The sequence below is a fragment of the Microbacterium sp. MTN4-26 genome (assembly GCF_042846595.1).
Classification (GTDB): Bacteria; Actinomycetota; Actinomycetes; order Actinomycetales; family Microbacteriaceae; genus Microbacterium; species Microbacterium luteum.
The window spans coordinates 73,588-92,462 of record NZ_BTGO01000004.1; the positions used below are offsets into that span (position 1 = coordinate 73,588).

At 67.4% G+C, this 18,875-nt stretch carries 20 protein-coding genes and 2 pseudogenes; 20 read left to right on the forward strand and 2 right to left on the reverse strand.

Annotation, left to right across the window (positions count from 1 at the left end):
* Positions 1–155 precede the first annotated feature (155 nt).
* The 15 genes from ACGG9C_RS04495 (at position 156) to ACGG9C_RS04565 (ending at position 12,177) form a co-directional block, all read left to right on the forward strand.
* Complete coding sequence (locus ACGG9C_RS04495; RefSeq protein ID WP_390178291.1) at positions 156–419, forward strand: hypothetical protein; 264 nt, start codon at positions 156–158, stop codon at positions 417–419.
* 268 nt (positions 420–687) lie between these two features.
* A complete protein-coding gene (locus ACGG9C_RS04500) occupies positions 688–1,140 on the forward strand; it encodes a hypothetical protein (protein WP_390178292.1) in 453 nt (150 codons plus the stop codon).
* A gap of 89 nt (positions 1,141–1,229) precedes the next feature.
* Entirely contained in the window at positions 1,230–1,892 is a 663-nt protein-coding gene (locus tag ACGG9C_RS04505; RefSeq protein WP_390178293.1) for a DsbA family protein, read from the forward strand.
* Between the two features lie 58 nt (positions 1,893–1,950).
* Positions 1,951–2,553 carry a TlpA family protein disulfide reductase gene (locus ACGG9C_RS04510; protein WP_390178294.1) on the forward strand — a complete coding sequence of 201 codons (603 nt, stop codon included), beginning with the start codon at positions 1,951–1,953 and terminating at the stop codon, positions 2,551–2,553.
* The gene (locus ACGG9C_RS04515; RefSeq protein WP_390178295.1) at positions 2,550–3,314 is read left to right on the forward strand and encodes a cytochrome c biogenesis CcdA family protein; all 765 of its coding nucleotides are present in this window, start codon (positions 2,550–2,552) and stop codon (positions 3,312–3,314) included. Before ACGG9C_RS04510 ends, ACGG9C_RS04515 begins: the two co-directional genes overlap by 4 nt.
* Positions 3,295–4,983, forward strand: coding sequence for a cytochrome c biogenesis protein ResB (locus ACGG9C_RS04520; RefSeq protein ID WP_390178296.1), 1,689 nt, complete (start codon positions 3,295–3,297; stop codon positions 4,981–4,983). The genes ACGG9C_RS04515 and ACGG9C_RS04520 overlap by 20 nt, the downstream gene beginning before the upstream one ends.
* Before the next feature lie 120 nt (positions 4,984–5,103).
* The gene (locus ACGG9C_RS04525) at positions 5,104–5,358 is read left to right on the forward strand and encodes a hypothetical protein (RefSeq protein ID WP_274179341.1); all 255 of its coding nucleotides are present in this window, start codon (positions 5,104–5,106) and stop codon (positions 5,356–5,358) included.
* Complete coding sequence (locus ACGG9C_RS04530) at positions 5,291–5,629, forward strand: cytochrome c oxidase assembly protein (RefSeq protein WP_390178297.1); 339 nt, start codon at positions 5,291–5,293, stop codon at positions 5,627–5,629. The genes ACGG9C_RS04525 and ACGG9C_RS04530 overlap by 68 nt, the downstream gene beginning before the upstream one ends.
* A 3-nt stretch (positions 5,630–5,632) precedes the next feature.
* The gene (gene lnt, locus ACGG9C_RS04535) at positions 5,633–7,255 is read left to right on the forward strand and encodes an apolipoprotein N-acyltransferase (protein WP_390178298.1); all 1,623 of its coding nucleotides are present in this window, start codon (positions 5,633–5,635) and stop codon (positions 7,253–7,255) included.
* 91 nt (positions 7,256–7,346) lie between these two features.
* Positions 7,347–7,547: a M23 family metallopeptidase gene (locus tag ACGG9C_RS04540; protein WP_307803450.1), complete on the forward strand. Its 201-nt coding sequence runs from the start codon at positions 7,347–7,349 to the stop codon at positions 7,545–7,547.
* A gap of 80 nt (positions 7,548–7,627) precedes the next feature.
* On the forward strand, positions 7,628–8,638 hold the full coding sequence (ccsB, locus tag ACGG9C_RS04545; protein ID WP_390178299.1) for a c-type cytochrome biogenesis protein CcsB: 1,011 nt from the start codon (positions 7,628–7,630) through the stop codon (positions 8,636–8,638).
* A gap of 123 nt (positions 8,639–8,761) precedes the next feature.
* Entirely contained in the window at positions 8,762–9,121 is a 360-nt protein-coding gene (locus tag ACGG9C_RS04550; RefSeq protein ID WP_390178300.1) for an ArsR/SmtB family transcription factor, read from the forward strand.
* Positions 9,118–11,037 carry a heavy metal translocating P-type ATPase gene (locus ACGG9C_RS04555; protein WP_390178301.1) on the forward strand — a complete coding sequence of 640 codons (1,920 nt, stop codon included), beginning with the start codon at positions 9,118–9,120 and terminating at the stop codon, positions 11,035–11,037. The genes ACGG9C_RS04550 and ACGG9C_RS04555 overlap by 4 nt, the downstream gene beginning before the upstream one ends.
* A gap of 61 nt (positions 11,038–11,098) precedes the next feature.
* Positions 11,099–11,572: a signal peptidase II gene (locus tag ACGG9C_RS04560; RefSeq protein ID WP_228176924.1), complete on the forward strand. Its 474-nt coding sequence runs from the start codon at positions 11,099–11,101 to the stop codon at positions 11,570–11,572.
* Positions 11,569–12,177 carry a cadmium resistance transporter gene (locus ACGG9C_RS04565; protein ID WP_210006387.1) on the forward strand — a complete coding sequence of 203 codons (609 nt, stop codon included), beginning with the start codon at positions 11,569–11,571 and terminating at the stop codon, positions 12,175–12,177. Before ACGG9C_RS04560 ends, ACGG9C_RS04565 begins: the two co-directional genes overlap by 4 nt.
* A gap of 196 nt (positions 12,178–12,373) precedes the next feature.
* Here ACGG9C_RS04565 and ACGG9C_RS04570 read toward each other — a convergent pair.
* A pseudogene (locus ACGG9C_RS04570) lies at positions 12,374–12,816 on the reverse strand (cobalt transporter); the annotation flags it as partial.
* Positions 12,813–13,131: pseudogene (locus tag ACGG9C_RS04575) on the reverse strand (ArsR/SmtB family transcription factor). The pseudogenes ACGG9C_RS04570 and ACGG9C_RS04575, both read right to left, overlap by 4 nt.
* A gap of 132 nt (positions 13,132–13,263) precedes the next feature.
* On the opposite strand from ACGG9C_RS04575, the gene ACGG9C_RS04580 reads away from it, so the two are divergent.
* The 5 genes from ACGG9C_RS04580 (at position 13,264) to ACGG9C_RS04600 (ending at position 18,787) form a co-directional block, all read left to right on the forward strand.
* A complete protein-coding gene (locus ACGG9C_RS04580) occupies positions 13,264–13,545 on the forward strand; it encodes a metal-sensitive transcriptional regulator (RefSeq protein ID WP_114587688.1) in 282 nt (93 codons plus the stop codon).
* 30 nt (positions 13,546–13,575) lie between these two features.
* The gene (locus tag ACGG9C_RS04585) at positions 13,576–13,899 is read left to right on the forward strand and encodes a heavy-metal-associated domain-containing protein (protein ID WP_179561448.1); all 324 of its coding nucleotides are present in this window, start codon (positions 13,576–13,578) and stop codon (positions 13,897–13,899) included.
* The gene (locus ACGG9C_RS04590) at positions 13,896–16,160 is read left to right on the forward strand and encodes a heavy metal translocating P-type ATPase (protein ID WP_390178302.1); all 2,265 of its coding nucleotides are present in this window, start codon (positions 13,896–13,898) and stop codon (positions 16,158–16,160) included. The genes ACGG9C_RS04585 and ACGG9C_RS04590 overlap by 4 nt, the downstream gene beginning before the upstream one ends.
* 115 nt (positions 16,161–16,275) lie before the next feature.
* Complete coding sequence (locus tag ACGG9C_RS04595) at positions 16,276–18,333, forward strand: heavy metal translocating P-type ATPase (protein WP_390178303.1); 2,058 nt, start codon at positions 16,276–16,278, stop codon at positions 18,331–18,333.
* A 34-nt stretch (positions 18,334–18,367) separates the two neighbouring features.
* Positions 18,368–18,787 carry a DUF6153 family protein gene (locus ACGG9C_RS04600; protein WP_390178304.1) on the forward strand — a complete coding sequence of 140 codons (420 nt, stop codon included), beginning with the start codon at positions 18,368–18,370 and terminating at the stop codon, positions 18,785–18,787.
* Positions 18,788–18,875 lie beyond the last annotated feature (88 nt).

The following is an 18,875-nucleotide window of genomic DNA, read 5'->3' on the forward strand; positions in this document are numbered from 1 at the left end:
GATTAATACCCTAGGGGGGTATAGTATGAGACGCCAACCAAGCGCTCACCAGCACCGACGGGGGTGTCTCTTGGCGGCCCACCGGGGCACCCGTCTACGCCATGTCGCTCGCTGTCGACGCAGCGGGACGAGTGATGGCATCCACCTCGGAAGGTATGCTGATCAGCACCGACGGGGCCGCCACATTCCGCGCGTGGCCGGATGCTCCCCTCCTTGCCGGGCTCAGCGCCTCCCCGGATCACAATCGAGTGGTCGGTATCGGCACTCAGGGGAGAATCTGGGCCACAACCGTCGGGGCACAGAACTGGTTCGAAGTCGGAACGGTCCACGGTGCCGCGCAAGCGGTCGCCATCGCCAACAACGGCGACATCCTCGTCGTCGACGACAGCGGCCTCACCCTCATCCCCAGGGAGCAGTAGCGCACAGCCTCGCGGCAGACGATGCACTCGGCCACGGGGCGGGGGGCCTGCACGGCTTCGACATGCAGGCCCTCCTCGCCTTAGGTCGGACGTACTTGCCGATTGCCACCGCGGCTGCCGCCGACGATCACGGACTCCGCCACGCACCGGATCCGGCGGGCGAGTCGAGGCTGACTGTAACGGTCAAGGCTCCCGCTCCCTTTGCCCGTTCGCCAGCATCGACGTTGCGGCTCTGAGCGGCTTAGGTCTGCACGGTAGGCTGTGAGGGATGATCTCTTCGGCCCGGATTCCGCGTCCCGCGACGCTGAATGAGCGCTGGTTGATAATGAGGCTCATTACCAGTGTCGGTTTGGCGCTGCTGCTGATGATCGGTCTGACGGCGACTGCTCATACGGAGTCGGAAGGATCGCCGCCTATCCCGCTGGTGATATCCGGGCTGATGGACCCGCATGTAGAACCGGTGGCCGACGCCCCTGTAGAGCACGAGGAAGTCGCCAGCGGCGCCTGGTCGGGGTCGGACGCGCTGGCCGGTGCGGCGTTGTGCGTATTCGGTGTTCTGTGTGGCCTCACGTTCATGGTGGCGTTGCGGAGGCTATGGCGTCGACGGATGCCGCTCGTTCTCACTGAGGTGTCGCGGGGGCCTGCGCTGCTTCCTATGCCGGCCCTGCGCACGAATCCGGTCGTGTTGTCGTTGACGCAGCTGGGTCTTTCTCAAACCTGACATTTGGCACGCCGCCCCGTGGGGTGGTGTTTCGTCCCGGGCTGCGTGCCCGGGATCGTCCCTGTGCCGTGTCTTGGTTTGGAGTATCCGTGAAAACCCCTCTGAAAGCGACCCTCATCACCGCTGCCGTCGTAGCCGTGCTGGTTGTGGCCGCGTTGATCTATGTCCTTATCGACCGCAGTCAAACCCCTGCCTCTGGGGACGGATCCTCGCCGCCGGAAGTCCTGCGAGAGAGTTCGCATGTTCTCGATGACGGAGGTGAGGGCGCCGTCACCGTGGTGGAATTCTTGGACTTCGAGTGTGAGGCGTGTGGCGCTTTTTACCCGATCGTGGAGGATCTGCGGGAGCAGTTCGCGGGGGAGATCACGTACGTCGTCCGGTACTTCCCGCTGCCAGGCCATTTCAACTCGAAGAACGCGGCCCTGGCCGCCGAGGCGGCGGCGCAGCAGGGCCGGTTCGAAGAGATGTACCACCGGTTGTTCGAAACTCAGGCGGAGTGGGGTGAGGCGCAGGAGTCGCGCGCTGACCTGTTCCGCGGCTTCGCGGAGGAGCTCGGGCTGGACATGGCTGCCTACGATGCCGCTGTGGCTGACCCGTCGACGGCGGAGCGGGTGGAGTCGGACTTCCAGGAGGGGCGTGCTCTCGGGGTGAGCAGCACTCCGACGTTCTTTGTGGATGGTGAGATCGCCGAGCTGCAGGAATGGGATGACCTCGAAAGCGCCATTCAGGCCGCGGTGAACGGTGGCCGGTGATGTGGGCAGGGTCGTCGGTTGTGTTCCAGGTGGCCGCACTGACCAAGGTCGAGCGGCCATGAACCTCCGTGCTCTGATCGCTGCCGTCTTGGCCCTGCTCGTCGTCGTTGTGCTCGCTGGGTGCGTGTCCAGCGATTCGCTCGCGCAGCAGTACCGGGACGGGAACGAGAAGGGCTATATCGCCGGCGACTTCCGGGTCGTCGAGATCCCCGAAGCTGATCGTGGGGAGCCGGTCGTGTTCGAGGGGGTCACCGAGACCGGGGAGCGTGTGTCCAGCGATGACTACCGCGGCGGGGTGCTGGTGGTGAACTTCTGGTACGCCGCGTGCGGGCCGTGCATCGTCGAGGCGCCTCTGCTTGAGGAGGTGTGGCAGGAGTACCAGGAGCAGGGTGTCGCGTTTCTCGGGGTGAACATCTACGACCAGCCCGCGACGGCGCTGTCGTTCGCGCGGGACAACAACGTCACCTACCCAAGCGTGATCGACGTGAACGACGGCAAAGTGAAGCTCGCCTTCGCGCAGGTCACTCCGATCCAGGCCACCCCCACCACCCTGGTCATCGACCGGGAGGGAAGGGTCGCTGCGCGAATTATCGGGCAGTTGGCCAGCGCCTCGATCTTGTCCACCTTGGTAGCCGACACCCTCGCCGAGGACAGCCCATGAACCCAGGAGCGGTCATCGTCGACGGCGCCCTGTGGGTCGCGATCCCCATCGCGATCCTCGCCGGGCTGGTCTCGTTCCTGTCCCCGTGTGTGCTGCCGCTGGTGCCCGGCTACCTCGGCTACCTTGGCAGTACCGCCACAACCACACCCCCTACTGTCAAAGGCGGTCGCACCGCCACTGCGGAGCGCGCCCGCCTGTTGTTGGGCGTGACGCTATTCATCGCCGGGTTCACGGTCGTCTTCGTCGCCGTCACGATACTGGGGGGCACCTTCGGATACCTGCTGGTGCAGTACGCAGGCATCCTCACCCGGGTGTTCGGGGTCGTCATCGTCGCCCTGGGGATGGTTTTTCTCGGCTTTTTCGGGATCGCGCAGCGCAGCCTTCGCCCCCGCGCCCAGGGTCGGGCGGGACTGATCGGTGCGCCGCTTCTCGGGTTCGCGCTCGGCGTCGGCTGGACGCCGTGCATTGGCCCGACGCTCGCGGCGATCATCTCGATGTCGTGGAACCTCGGCGACCCCGCCCGCGCAGGCCTGCTCGGTCTGGCGTATTCGCTGGGCCTGGGCATCCCGTTCCTGATCCTCGCGGCCGGGTGGGGGTGGGCATCCCGATCGGTGGCGCTCCTGCGGAAACACATTCGCGCGCTGAACATCATCGGCGGGGCCATGCTCATCGTCCTCGGCCTACTGATGGTAAGCGGACTGTGGACGGCGCTGATGTCGCAGCTGCAGCAGGTGGTGATCAATGTCCCCCTCCCGCTCTGACACCGGCACCGAGGTCACGGCCGACCCGCTGCGCCCCGGCGACCACGCCGACAGCGAAGCCGCGACCGAGATCGCCCAGCCGGCGCTGGGCGTTGCGGGGTGGTTGCGGTGGGCGTGGCGGCAGCTGACCAGTATGCGCACTGCGCTGGTGCTGCTGCTGTTCCTCGCGATTGCCGCGGTGCCCGGGTCGCTGTTCCCGCAGCGCAGCGCTGACCCCAACGGGGTCATCCAGTGGGAGCGGGACAACCCCGACGTGTTCCCCCTCGCGGATGCGGTCGGCTTGTTCGACGTGTATCTGTCGCCGTGGTTCTCCGCGATCTATCTGCTGCTGTTCACTTCCCTGATCGGCTGCGTGATCCCGCGCGCCAAGCATCACTACAAGGCGCTGCGTTCTCGCCCGCCGCGCACTCCGGCGCGGCTGTCGCGGCTCTCGGAGTTCCGGGAACTGACTTTGCCGAGAGAGGGAGGGCAGACCGACCCGGCCGCGCACGCGATCGACGTTGCCGCAGAGCAGCTGCGGAAGGCCGGATACCGGGTGGAGCGCTACGACGCTCGCGGCGCCGCGTCGGTGTCGGCCGAGCGCGGCTACCTGCGCGAGACCGGCAACCTGATCTTCCACGTCGCCCTCGTCGGCGTGCTGGTCTCCGTGGCGATCGGCGGGTCGTTCGCATATACCGGGCAGCGGGTGGTGGTGGAGGGCACCACGTTTGTGAACGCGCTCAGCGACTATTCCTCGTTCAACCCCGGCCGGTTCGTCGACGGCACCGGGCTTGCCCCCTACTCGCTCACCCTCGATGACTTCCAGGTCTCTTACCGGCTGCCCGGCACCCCTGGCGCAGGCCAGGCGGGCGACTTCTCCGCCGACGTCACCGTTCGCCAGCCCGGGCAAACCGACCGGGCGCAGAGCGTGATCGTGAACTATCCGATCACCGTCGAAGGCGACCGGATCTACCTGCTCGGAAACGGCTACGCCCCCACCCTCACGATCCGCGACGCCGCAGGCGAGGTCGTGTACAGCGAATCGCAGCCGTTCCTGCCGCAGGACTCCAACATGACCTCGCTGGGAATCATCAAGGTCCCGGACGGGCTGCCTGAGCAGGTCGGACTGATCGGGTTCTTCTACCCCACCCAGGGGGTGTTGCCCTCCGGCGCGTTCACCTCCGTCTACCCGGACGTGGTCAACCCGGTGATCACCCTCAACGTGTTCAGCGGGGATCTCGGCATCGACGACGGCACCCCGAGGTCGGTGTACACGCTCGAGGTCGACGGGCTTACCCAGCACACTGGTGGCGACACCGCCGCCGACTCCCTTGAGCTCACCCCCGGCGCCACTGTTGATCTGCCGAACGGGTGGGGCACCATCACCTGGGAGGAAGTCACGGCGGAGGAGCCGGTGAAGCGGTTCGCGTCGCTGCAGATCCAACGCGACCCCAGCAGCGGCTGGGTGCTCGCGTTCTCCGTGCTCGCCACCCTCGGCCTGTTCGCCGGCCTGTTCGTGCCCCGCCGCCGGCTCTGGGCGAAAGCCCGCACCACCCCGGACGGCGTGCACGTCGAATACGCCGGCCTCGCCCGAGGCGAAGACCCGGCGCTGGCACGCGCCGTCGACGAGCTCGCGACCCGCCACGCGCGCGCCCTCCACGTAGATCAGCCGAAGAAGAACGAGCCGTGACGACCGTGTGGATCCCGGACTCGCCGGCGACTCCGGGCGGGTTCCTCACGCCGGCCGTTGCTCCGCTGCTGCGTGCCACCCCGCACCACGGCCCAAGTGCTCTGGTATTGCGTGGCGCGCATGTCGTGGCTGGCGGTGTCGATATACCTGCTGGCGTTCTACGGCCTCTACGTGGCGGACTTCGCCGACCCGATCCTGCACATGGTTACTGGGCACACCCTCCTCGGCGAGGTCGGGTTCCTGGTCGCTGGGATGCGGTTCACCATCCCGATCCTGTTCTCGGACCGGCTGCCGGTGCGGATGAGCCATGGCGACCGCGCCTTGGATGTGTGTTCGCCGAAGCCGCCCTGCACGCCTTCTTCGGCGTCTTCCTGATGATGGCCACCCCACCCTCATCGACGGGTTCGCCGGCCCGACGAGCGCGCTGGGCATCGACCCGATCGAAGACCAGCGCCTCGCCGGCGGGTTGGCCTGGTCGTACGGCGAGGCCCCCACCTTGCTGATGCTCATCTTTGGCATGCATCGCTGGTTCCGCGCCGACACCGCCCAGGCGGTCGCCGCCGACCGTCGCGCCGACGCGCACGGCGATCCTGAGCTTGACGCCTACAACGACTACCTCACCCGCCTCCACCAGAAAGACAGCTAACCGATGCGCACGCCCTTGCCGACACCTGCCCCGGCCGTCGCGCCGGAGCAGGAGACGCCGCCGCGCCGCCCCGTTGCGGCATGGTCGCTGCCGGTGTGGGCGGCGGTGCTGGCATCCGCGGCAGCCGGCCTGCTGCTGGATCTCGCCTCCGCATCGGTGGGGTGGTGGCCGTTGGCGTTCGTGAGTGTCACGGTCGCCCTGGTGGCTCTGATCGGCCGCAGCTTCGGCGGGGCGTTGCTGGTTGGCACTGTCTTCGGCGCCGTGTTCTACACGATCCATCTGGTGTGGGTGGGGGAGTTCCTCGGCCCGGTGCCGTGGCTTGCCCTCGCCGGGCTGGAAGCGGTCCTGTTCGGCGGGGGCGCGGTGCCGATCGCGCTCGCCTACCGGTGGATCGCCCGCTATCCGGCCCGCGGCCTCGTGCAGATGCTCGTGGTACCGCCGCTGATCGCGGTTCTGTGGACGGCCCGGGAGGTGGTGATGGGTGCGTGGCCGTACTCCGGGTTCCCGTGGGCGCGCCTCGGAATGACCCAGGTGGGTGGGCCGCTCGCGGAGGTCGCGTCGTGGACGAGTGTGACCGGACTGTCCCTGCTGATCGTCGTGGTGTGCGCCTCAGTGGTGCAGTGGATCCGCGCCGGCGCCATCCGGTTCATGCTCGGGTTGCACCCTGCCGTGAGCGTCGCTGTTCTCCTGGTCGTGACACCGCAGTTCCCCACCGCGCCGGCCGGGGAGTTCCGCGTGGGATGGGTGCAGGGCAACGGCCCCACCGGGTACTTCGACGACAAGGCGCCTGGCGAGGTCCTGGCCGCGCAGACCGCCGCCACTGTGCCGCTGTACGGGCAGCCGATGGATTTGCTGGCCTGGCCGGAGGGCGGCGTCGACGGCGACCCGCTCAGTGATCTCGCCGCCGCCAAGGCGTTGGACCGGGTCGTGCGCTCGGCCGAGGCCCCGCTGCTGATGAACGCCGCCACCACCCGCGGCGACGATGTCTTCAACACGTCCCTGCTGTGGACTGCGGATCCCACGGACCGGCAGTGGCACGACAAGGTCAACCCGGTCCCGTTCGGGGAGTACGTGCCCGACCGGTGGTTCTACGAGCTGATCGTCCCCGACCTGGTGGGACTCATCCAACGTGAGTACACCCCGGGCACCAACCCACCCATCGTGCAGGTTGGGGATGTCAGGGTGGGGTTGGCGATCTGCTTCGACGTGATCTACGACGCCGTGATCTGGGAGGCCGCCCGCGCCGGCGCGGAGATGCTCGTGTTCCAGACCAACAACGCCGACTTCCGTGGCACCGACGAGAACCTGCAGCAGCTCGCGTTCGCCCGGATGCGCGCCATCGAAACCGGCCGCGCCGTCGTCAACGTCTCAACGGTGGGCACCAGTCAGGTCATCACCCCGGACGGCACCACCGTCGACAGCATCGGTGTCGACACCGCTGGCGCGTCGATCAGCACCGTCCCGCTGCGCACCGGACTCACCCCCGCGGTGATCCTCGGGCCCTGGCTCACCGCTCTCATCGTCCTCGCTGCCGCCGGCGCTCTCCCCGCGGCGGGGTTCTCCCACCGTGCCCGCACGCGTGCGGACGGCGCAGATCGTCCGACTTACCCGGGGAGTCAGCCATGAACACGCCACGGGTGAGGCCTGCCGGAGGTCGACTTGCCGGGTCGCTGCGAACGCTGGCGACGGGCAGTGATCCCACACTGCCTGGTGCTGGATGGCGGAGGAGTGCGGGACCGGTAGCCGGCAGGTTGCCGCCGGGCAGACCGTCACGGCCGGGCAGACCGTCACGGCCGGGCAGCTGGTCGGACTCGTTGGCAACACGGGACGCTCCACCGCGAACCATCTGCACTTCGAGGTTTACCTCGACAGAACCGCCGTGGACACGCCGCGTTTGCTGGAAGCAAACGCGGGCTGACCTATGCGCAGCACGGATCTACCGCACCACCCCGCTTGCGGGCACCCCCTGACCGATACGACGAAGAGGACGACTCTGTCATGACTGGACCCGACCCGCTGTCCCTCGACGGCATCTCACTGCTTGTGGTGTGGACGGCGATCGCCACCTATCTGCTTGCGTTCATCGCGTACACCATCGACCTCGCCGGGCGCTCCGTCCCCGCCAGCGTCCCACAGCCGGAGCCGGCCCTGGTCGGCGCTGCCGCACGAGCGGACCGGTCGACACAGAGCAGGCAGAGTGGGCCGGTGGACAGCGTTCGCACGCCGCCCGCGAATCGGCAACGGCTGTTGTGGGCGCGGATCGGGACGTCACTGACGGTCCTCGCGTTCCTGTTCCACCTGGCCGGCACAGTTCTGCGCGGGATCGCTGCTGGGCGGGTGCCGTGGGCGAACATGTACGAGTTCGCGCTGACGGGTACCCTCCTAATCGTCGCCGTATACCTGCTGGTTCTGCGCCGCTACGACCTCCGCTTCCTGGGAGCGTTCCTCATCGGCATGATCGTATTGCTGCTGGGTGGGGCAACCATTGCGTTCTACGTTGAGGTCGTCCCGCTGATGGACCCGCTCAAGAGCGTCTGGCTGGTCATCCACGTCTTCGTCGCCTCGCTCGCCACTGCCCTGTTCGCGATAGCCTGCGGCCTCGCAGTCACCCAGCTCATGCAAACCCGCCGGGAACGACGGGCCGACACCACCTCAGCTCGAAATGGCGGCCCGCGGTTCCTGGCGACGCTGCCCACCGCAGACGCGCTCGAGTCCCTCGCGTACCGATTCGTGATCGTTGGGTTTGTGTTTTGGACCTTCACGCTGATCGCCGGCGCCATCTGGGCCAACGACTCCTGGGGACGCTATTGGGGGTTCGACACCAAGGAAGTGTGGACTTTTGTGATCTGGGTGCTGTACGCGGGGTACATTCACGCCCGCGCAACGAGAGGCTGGCGCGGCACCCGCTCCGCCTGGCTGTGCATCACCGGGTTCGCCACTGTGCTGTTCAATTTCACCGTCGTCAACATGTTCTTCAAAGGACTTCACGCATACTCCGGCCTTAGCTGACCATACCCAGCCATTCAGCCGACCGGCTCCCGCAAGGCGGATCCGATGCTGCTTCAACAGTCGACGATCGCCTGCCCGATTGTCCAGCTTGATTAGTTCATTGTGCAGTGTATTATTCATCGAATGCTGACTCATGCTGATCGACTCGACGTGATGAACCGGCTGGGGCGCGCCATGGCTGACCCGACCCGCTCTCGCATCCTTCTGACTCTCCTAGACGGACCGAACTACCCGGCGGTGTTGTCTCGCGAGCTGGGACTGACCCGCTCAAACGTGTCGAACCATCTGACATGTCTGCGGGGGTGCGGGATCGTGGTGGCCGAGCCAGAGGGCCGGCAGACCCGCTACGAGGTCGCAGACCCGCACCTTGCCCGCGCCCTGACGGCGCTGGTCGATGTGACGCTAGCGGTCGACGAGAGCGTGCCGTGCATGGACCCGGACTGCGGGGTCGAGGCTTGCGTGGCGGGGAAGGTTCGGGCATGAGCGCGGTCACGGGTTCGCAAGTCGAGCACGTCGACCTCGACGACGACGATAATGACGATGACCGGCCGTGGTACCGGAGCCCGAGCGTACTGATTCCGATCGCCTCCGGCGTCGCGTTCGCCGCCGGCCTGGTCTGCGAGTGGACCGGCGCGGAGACCGCGGGCCTGGTGTCGTTCTGGATCGGTCTGCTGCTGGGCGCTTACACGTTTGTGCCGGGCGCGCTGCGCAAGCTGTTCACCAAGGGCAAGCTAGGCATCGGCCTGCTGATGACAATCAGCGCCACTGGCGCCGTGATCCTCGGCTATGTCGAGGAGGCCGCCGCGCTGGCGTTCTTGTACTCCATCGCGGAGGCGTTGGAAGACAAGGCGATGGACCGCGCCCGCGCAGGGTTGCGGGCGCTATTGAAGCTCGTCCCCGACACCGTGCTGATCAAGCGCGGCGACGTCACGGCGGAGGTGGAGGCGAAGGAGCTGCGAGTCGGTGACGTGCTCGTGGTCCGGCCCGGTGAACGGATCGCCACGGATGGCATCGTGCGCGCCGGGCGGAGCAGCCTGGACACGTCGGCGATCACAGGCGAGTCGATCCCGGTCGAGGTCGAGCCCGGCACCGACGTGTCGGCCGGGTCGATCAACACCACCGGCGTCCTCGAAGTCGAGGCCACCGCCGCCGGCACCGACAACTCGCTCACCACGATCGTGGAGCTGGTCGAGCAGGCCCAGGCCGAGAAGGGCGACCGCGCCCGCCTGGCCGACCGGATCGCCCGACCCCTCGTGCCCGGGGTGATGATCCTCGCCGTACTGGTCGGCGCGCTCGGGTCGCTGCTGAGCGGCGACCCCGAGCTGTGGATCACCCGCGCCCTGGTCGTGCTGGTCGCAGCCTCGCCATGTGCTCTGGCGATCGCCGTCCCGGTCACCGTCGTCTCTGCGATCGGCGCAGCCTCCAAGTTCGGCGTGGTCGTAAAGTCCGGGGCCGCTTTCGAGCGATTCGGTGGCATCCGCCACCTCGCCGTCGACAAGACCGGCACCCTGACGCGCAATGAGCCCACCGTGACCCGTGTCGTCACCACCGGCGCGACCAAGGATGACGTGCTGGCATGGGCAGCGAGCCTGGAAGGTCACAGCACACATCCCCTCGCCGCAGCGATCACCAACAACGCGGTTCCCGGCGCTCCGGCTGCTACCGACGTCCGCGAGACCGCGGGCCACGGCATCGTCGGCACCCTCGACGGTGCTCGTCTCGCGGTAGGGAGTCCACGCTGGCTGGACGCTGGCACGCTGGCCGACGAGGTGCAGGCGATGGAGTCCGAGGGCATGACCGTTGTGATCGTCCACCGCAACGACCAGCCCGCCGGAGCGATCGGAGTGCGGGACGAGCTGCGCCCCGAGGTTCCCGAAGTCATTGACACACTGAACCGGCGTGGGATCGGCGTGACGATGCTCACCGGCGACAACGCCCGCACCGCCGCCGCCCTCGCCGCACAGGCCGGCATCAGCGACGTACGTGCCGAACTACGCCCCGAGGATAAGGCCACCGCTGTCGCGGAACTGTCGAAGTCGCAGCCCACCGCCATGATCGGGGACGGTATCAACGATGCCCCCGCTCTCGCAGCCGCCGACCTAGGGATCGCGATGGGAGCCAAGGGCGCCGATGCCGCCATCGAGTCCGCCGACGTCGCATTCACCGGCCACGACCTGCGCCTCATTCCGCAGGCCCTCGCCCATGCCCGCCGCGGCCGCAATATCATCAACCAGAACGTCATACTGTCCATCGCGATCATCGCTGTCCTCCTACCGCTGGCGATCACCGGAATCCTCGGACTTGCGGCCGTGGTGCTCGTCCACGAAATCGCGGAAGTCATCGTCATCCTCAACGGCCTCCGCGCGGCGCGGCGCACACATGATGACCGGGCCCGCTGACAGCCGTGCGTCCGGGAGGGCGGGTGCCGTATTGAGTGCCGCCGGCCCAGTTGGTGCGCGCGTGCGACCCCGACTGTTTCTGCTCGCGTTCGCCGTTGCCGCCAGTGCCGTGCTGATCGACCAAGGCACCAAAGCACTCGCCCTCGCACGACTCAGCGAGCAAGCCCGCATCCCGCTCCTCGGAGACTTGCTGGGCCTACAACTCGCGTTCAACCCCGGCACCGTCATGTCCCTCGGATCCGGCTCAACCTGGCTGATCACCCTCATCGCGGCCGCAGCATCCGTGGGTCTGCTCCTTGCCGCCACACGCGCCCGCACCGCGGGGTGGGCCGTCGTGATCGGGCTAATCTGGGGCGGCGCGGTCGGTAACCTCCTAGATCGGCTGTTTGCTCCACCCGGATTCGGAGTGGGTCATGTCACAGACTTTCTCGCCTACGGCAACCTGTTCATCGGTAACCTCGCCGACGTCATCATCGGCATCGGCGTCGGATTCGGCCTCCTGCTATACCTCCGTCAGGGAAAGACCCGAGCATGATCTTCTCCTCCGTTCTGCAGGCGATCGGGCTGTTCCTCGCGACGAACATCGACGACATCATCGTGCTCTCACTGTTCTTCGCCCGCGGCGCCGGGCAACGGGGAACGACAGTTCGGATCCTCGTTGGTCAGTATGTGGGATTCGCAGGTATTCTCGGCGCCGCCGTGCTCGTATCCCTCGGCGCTGGGGCATTTCTGCCTCCAGAGGTGATTCCCTACTTCGGGCTCATTCCGCTAGGTCTAGGGCTGTGGGCGGCTTGGCAAGCCTGGCACCGCCGACACGACGACGACGACGATGACGATGAGAGCAAGATCGAAGGCAAGAAGGTCGCTGTCTGGGCCGTGGCTGGAGTCACCTTCGCTAACGGTGGGGACAACATCGGCGTCTACGTTCCCGTCTTCCTCAGCGTGGGGCCCGCTGCCGTCGTCGCATACTGCGTTGTGTTCCTCGTGTTCGTTGCAGTGCTGGTGGTCGTGGCCAAGTTCATTGCCACGCGACGTCCGATCGCGGAGATCCTGGAACGTTGGGAGCACATCTTGTTCCCTCTCGTTCTTATCGGGCTTGGCATCTTCATCTTGATCAGCGGGGGAGCATTCGGGCTCTGACACAACCGTCATGCAGGGCAATTTAGGCAGCTGCGCGTCTAGACGTCATGATTGTCGCCGCTCTGAGCTACTCGACGACGCCGAGCGATTGTTCCGCCGAACGCAATTGACAAGGCTGTCCTAGCTCACCCGTGATCGTTGTCGCGGCTATAGACCTCTTCCCGTCCGACGACCGCGGCGGCGATATGGCGTGTCGGGCCGTGGCCGATCCCAGCTCGCGACCGGCGCGACGCTCCGCGAGCGAGAGGAACGGCATGATGACGACGCTGAGGGCGGTGATGACGATACCGAGAGTGGAGTGCTTGACGTCCACTTGGTCGATGAGAGTGAGCACGGACGTGACGGTGACGTACGCGGCGAGGGCGAAAACGCGACCGCGATTACGCGGAGCGTGCCCTTTTCCCACCGCTCGGGGTCGCGACGGGTGAACTGCCAGGCGACCGCGGCTGCCGACAGAACCTCGATCGTCGAGTCCAGGCCGAACCCGATCAGCGCGGCCGAGGATGCCACCGTGCCGGCGGCGATCGCGACGACGGCCTCGATCGGGTTGTAGGCGATCGTCGCCGTGACAATCCACCGGATGCGGCGTTGCAGGACCTGTCGGCGGTTGTCAGCGATGCGGGAAGCGGAGGTGGTCATGCGCAGGTGCAGCTCTCTCCGGCGCAGCAGCCGGGCTCGACGTAGAGGACAACGCGCAGCAGCTCGTCCAAGGCAGGGGCGAGGTGTGCGTCCGCGAGTCGATACCAGGTCCATCGACCATCGGGCACAGGCCTCGACGAGGCCACAGCCGCGCAGGCACGCGAGCTGGTTCGACATGACCTGACGAGAGACGGCAAGGGCGTCGGCCAGGTCGGAGGGGTAGGCGGGTGCTTCGCGCAGCGCCAGGAGGACGCCCACGCGCGTCGGGTCAGAGAGCGCGTGGCCGAGGCGGGCGAGCGCCGCGGTGTGCGTCACGGTGCGGTAGCGGTCGGGGTGGACATGACACCGAAATACAGAGAGCGCTGAATAAGCAGAACGCTGTACGCCGCGTGCGAGGTGATTACCCGTCCTGTTGCTATCAATACCCTAGGGGGGTATGGTATATCTGTGAACGGATACGACGGCAACAAAGACGACCTGCAGAAGCGACTGCGTCGGGTCGAGGGTCAGGTGCGCGGGATCGCCCGAATGATCGACGAAGACAAGTACTGCATCGACATCCTCACTCAAGTTTCTGCCGCGACGAAGGCCCTGGAAACAGTGGCGCTGTCCCTGCTGGGCGACCACCTGAGCCACTGCGTCGCGGAAGCGAGCGCCGAAGGCGGCCAGGTAGCTGCGGAGAAGATCCGTGAGGCCAACGACGCCATCGCCCGACTCGTCCGTTCTTGATCACACCGAATCCCCTTGAAGGAGCACATCATGACTGACCGCATCGACCTCGGTCTGAAAGACACCAACGCCGGCTGCGCCTGCTGCACCACATCCGCAGCGACGGACGCTCCCGCATCGACCTCCGCCGCCGTCACGAAAGACGTCCTCGTAGACGGGATGACGTGCTCGCACTGCGTGTCGAGCGTCACCGAGGAGCTGACCGCGATCGACGGTGTGGAGAACGTCACAGTTGACCTGAACGCCGGCGGTACGTCACGGGTCACCATTCACAGCGCCGCGCCGATCAACTCTGACGCCGTGAAAGCCGCGGTCGAGGAGGCCGGCTACACCGTGGCAGGTAGCCCCGCATGAGCACGGTCGACGTCGAGCTCGATATCTCCGGGATGACGTGCGCGTCGTGCGCGACCCGGATCGAACGCAAGCTGAACAAGCTTCCCGGTGTGGAAGCGTCGGTGAATTACGCCCCCGAAAAAGCGCGTGTTCGCGGGCACGACGTCGACCCCGCCACCCTCATCGCCACCGTCGCATCCGCCGGATACCAGGCAGCCCTTCCCGCACCGCCGACGAGCGATGACATCGATGAGAACACCCCGGACCGTGAGGACGGCGAGGTCGGGACGCTGCGGCGGCGCCTGCTGATCAGTACTGCACTGTCGTTGCCGGTGGCGGTGCTGTCGATGGTCCCGGCGTTGCAGTTCGAGTACTGGCAGTGGCTGGCCCTCACGCTCACCGCGCCGGTCGCGGTATGGGGGGCGTGGCCCTTTCACCGGGCCGCGGCGGTCAACGCCCGTCACGGCGCGGCGACTATGGACACCCTCATCAGCGTCGGTGTGATCGCGGCGTTCGGGTGGTCCCTGTACGCACTGTTCTTCGGCGGGGCAGGTATGCCGGGGATGACGATGACCTTTACCCTCGTCGGCGCCCCGCAGGCGGGTGGCCATGAGATCTACCTGGAAGTCGCGGCGCTGGTCACCGTATTCATCCTCGCCGGACGGTACGCCGAAGCACGCGCGAAGAAATCATCGTCGGAGGCGCTGCGGGCGTTGCTGGAGATGGGCGCGAAGCACGCCACAAAGCTCGTCGACGGCGTCGAACGGACGGTGCCGGTCGCGCAGCTCGCGGTCGGAGACACCGTACTGGTTCGACCGGGGGAGAAGGTTCCCTCTGACGGTCTGGTGATCGATGGTTCCTCCGCGATCGACGCCAGCATGCTCACCGGAGAGTCGGTGCCCGTCGAGGTGACCACCGGTTCCCGTGTCGTCGGCGCCACGGTGAACGTCGGTGGTCGCCTCACGGTCGAAATCACCCGGGTCGGCGCGGACACAGAGCTTGCCCGCATGCGCCGGCTGATGGAGGAAGCCCAGACCGGCAAGGCCAAGGTGCAGCGCATCGCTGACCGCGTCTCTGCCGTCTTCGTCCCCATCGTCATCGGACTGGCCGTGGCCGCGTTCCTCGGCTGGACAATCGCCGGAGCCTCGCTCGAGCTGGCCTTCACCGCGGCCGTTGCCACCCTGATCATCGCGTGCCCCTGCGCTCTCGGGCTCGCCACCCCCACCGCGCTCCTGGTCGGGACCGGCCGCGGTTCCCAGCTGGGCATTCTGATCCGCGGACCGCAGGTGCTGGAGCAGACCCGCATGGTCGACACCATCGTGCTCGATAAGACCGGCACCGTCACCACCGGTCAGATGACCGTCACCGACATTCGCCCCGCCCACGGCGTCACCCCGGACGAGCTGCTGCGCGTTGCCGGGGCGGTCGAGTCGGGATCTGAGCATCCGGTCGCCCGCGCCGTCGTCACTGCTGCACCCGCGAGCGGTTACGCGGACAGCTTCGCGTCGCACGCCGGGTTTGGCGTCCAGGGCATCGTGGACGGGGCGGCGATCGTCGCCGGCCGAGCGTCCTGGCTGGCCGATCAGTGGGGCATCCACCCGCCGGCCGAAGCCGCCGCTGAGCTGCGCGCTCTCGCGCAGAGTGGTACCGCAATCGCGGTCGGTCGCGACGGAGAGTACCTCGGCGCAATCGGGGTGGCCGACACCGTGAAGCCGACCAGCGCCGCCGCGATCACCTGCTTCCAGGCGCTCGGGTTGCGCCCGGTGCTGCTGACCGGCGACAACGCCACCACCGCCGCGCGGATCGCCGCCGAGGTGGGTATCTCCGACGTGCACGCCGAGGTCACTCCCGCCGGAAAGCTCGACGTGATCCGCCAGCTCCAGGACGACGGGCACGTTGTCGCGATGGTCGGTGACGGCGTCAACGACGCCGCCGCCCTCGCCGCCGCCGACCTCGGTCTGGCCATGGGTGGAGGCACGGACGCCGCGATCGCAGCCAGCGACATCACCATCGTCTCCGGCGACCTGACCGTCGTCGTGGACGCGATCCGCCTCGCCCGCCGCACTCTCGGCACCATCAAGGGAAACCTGTTCTGGGCGTTCGCGTACAACGTCGCCGCCATTCCGATAGCCATGGCCGGCCTGCTCAATCCTCTCGTCGCCGCAGCGGCGATGGCGTTGTCATCGGTGTTCGTCGTGACCAACAGCCTCCGGCTGCGCCGGTTCCGACCCGACCCGGCACCCGCCCCTACGACCCCCGTTCCCGTGCCCCAACCGGCCTGAACGTGCCGCCGCACCGGCGCACCCAGCGAAGGAGGCTCCAGTGAGCCAGCACAACCACTCCGATCACCCAGACCACCACGTCCCGGCGACTACCACCCAACACGATCACGCAGCGATGGGTCACCCGCACAGCGAAGACGACCGGGCACCCGCTGCAGGGCACTCCGGGCACGGGCATGCCGACCACGGCGGGCACGCCGGACACGGAGACCACGTTGCCCGGTTCCGGCGGCTGTTCTGGATCATGCTGATCCTCGCGGTGCCCGTCGTCGTGTTCTCCACGATGTTCTCGATGCTGATCGGATACCCGCTGCCCGACGCCGCATGGGTGGAATGGGTGTCCCCCATCCTCGGCACCGTCATGTACGTGTGGGGTGGCGCCCCGTTCCTCACCGGCGCCGTCAGCGAACTGCGCGCCCGCAAGCCCGGCATGATGCTCCTCATCGCCCTCGCGATCACCGTCGCGTTCCTCGCCTCGTGGGGCGCAAGCATCGGGCTACTGCACCACGAGCTGGACTTCTGGTGGGAGCTGGCGCTGCTGATCGTCATCATGCTCCTCGGGCACTGGATCGAGATGCGATCCCTCGCCCAGACCACCTCCGCCCTGGACTCCCTCGCCGCGCTCCTACCCGACGAGGCAGTGAAAGTCGAGGGGGACACCACCGTCACCGTCGCCCCCGCCGAGTTGCAGGTCGGAGACGTCGTCGTTGTCCGCCCCGGTGGACGGGTACCCGCGGACGGTCGGATCGTGCAGGGCTCGGCCAGCATGGACGAGTCCATGATCACTGGCGAATCCCGCCCGGTTCGCCGCACCGACGGCGACCAGGTCATCGCAGGCACCGTCGCCACAGACTCCGGGGTGAGGGTCGAAATCACCGCGGTCGGGCAGGACACCGCTCTCGCCGGCATCCAGAAACTCGTCACCGAAGCGCAGAACTCCTCCTCCCGCGCGCAACGCCTCGCGGACCGTGCCGCCGGGTGGCTGTTCTGGTTCGCTCTCGGCGCGGCCGCGGTCACCGCCGCGGTCTGGACCCTGGTCGGGTTCCCCGATCAAGCGGTCATCCGCACCATCACCGTCCTCGTCATCGCCTGCCCGCACGCATTGGGCCTTGCCATCCCGCTGGTGGTGTCCATCGCCACCGAGCGCGCCGCCCGCGGCGGTGTGCTCGTGAAAGACCGCCTCGCGCTGGAGAGCATGCGCACCGTCGACACCGTCCTGTTCGACAAGACCGGCACCCTCACCAAGGGCACCCCCGCCGTCACCGCGATCGACCCGGCCGCCGGCATCGATGCGGACGAGCTTCTCGCGTGGGCCGCGGCCGCGGAAGCGGACTCGGAGCACCCCTTGGCTCGGGCGATCGTGAACGCCGCGCAGGAGAGGCAGCTCACTGTCCCTGCCGCCAGCGACTTCGAGTCCTCACCGGCCGTCGGTGTCCGTGCGCGGGTGACCGGCCGCACCATCCAGGTCGGCGGCCCGCACATGCTCGACCAGGAAGGCGCGGTGGAGCTACCGGTCGCGGACGAGTGGCGCAAGGAGGGCGCGATCATCCTGCACGTTCTCGTCGACGGGCAGGTCGCAGGGGCCCTGCGCCTGGCGGACGAGATCCGTCCCGAGTCCCGCAACGCCGTCGACGCCCTGCACCAGCGGGGCGTGCAGGTGGTCATGATCACCGGAGACGCCGAAGCGGTCGCCGCCTCCGTCGCCGCCGACCTCGGTATCGACCGGTTCTTCGCCGGGGTCCGGCCGGAGGACAAGGCGTCCAAGGTCAAGGAGCTTCAAAGCGAAGGCCGCAAGGTCGCCATGGTCGGTGACGGGGTCAACGATGCACCGGCTCTCGCGCAAGCCGACGTCGGTATCGCCATTGGTGCGGGCACTGATGTGGCGATAGCGTCCGCCGGTGTCATTCTTGCCAGTGACGATCCCCGCTCCGTGCTGTCGGTGATCGAGTTGTCTCGCGCCAGCTACCGCAAGATGAAGCAGAACCTGTGGTGGGCCGCCGGGTACAACCTCATCTCCGTCCCGCTGGCCGCCGGGGTACTCGCCCCCATCGGGTTCGTCCTACCCATGTCTGTCGGCGCCATCCTGATGTCGCTGTCCACCATCGTCGTCGCCCTCAACGCTCAACTGCTGCGACGTCTCGACCTCAGCCCGGACGCGGTTACCGGCCGCTGACAGGAGTGTCGTACCGTGGAAGGAGGGAGGTGACATGTCGCTGATCGCACTGACGGAACGGCTCCACGCCGGACGGTCCATGGCGCGCACCCTTCTGCTGCTCATCGCGGTGACCGGCGCGGTCATCGTCGGCCTGTTGGCCATGCACTCCCTCAACACCCACACCGCCGCCGACACCGGCCACCAAACCACCATCGCCACCGCGGATGATCACCACTCCGGCAGCACCGCGACGGACGAGCCATGTGCGGACTGCGGCTCCGGCCACTCAGACATGCTCGCAATGGCGTGTGTGCTGGCGCTCCTAGCCACCGTGCTGCTGCTCGCCCGACTCCGCCCGAGCCAAGTGTGGTTGTCCGTCCTGCCGCGCCCGCAGCCACTCAGCGCCGCACTCCCCGGCAGGCCGGGCCTGCGGCCACCTTCTCTCACAGCTCTCTGCATCAGCCGTACGTGATGCGGCCGAGCCGGCGCACCCTGCCGGCCCGGCCTTCACCCACCTGTCGATGTGACCGGTGTTCGTTCACGTACCCCTGTATCTGGAG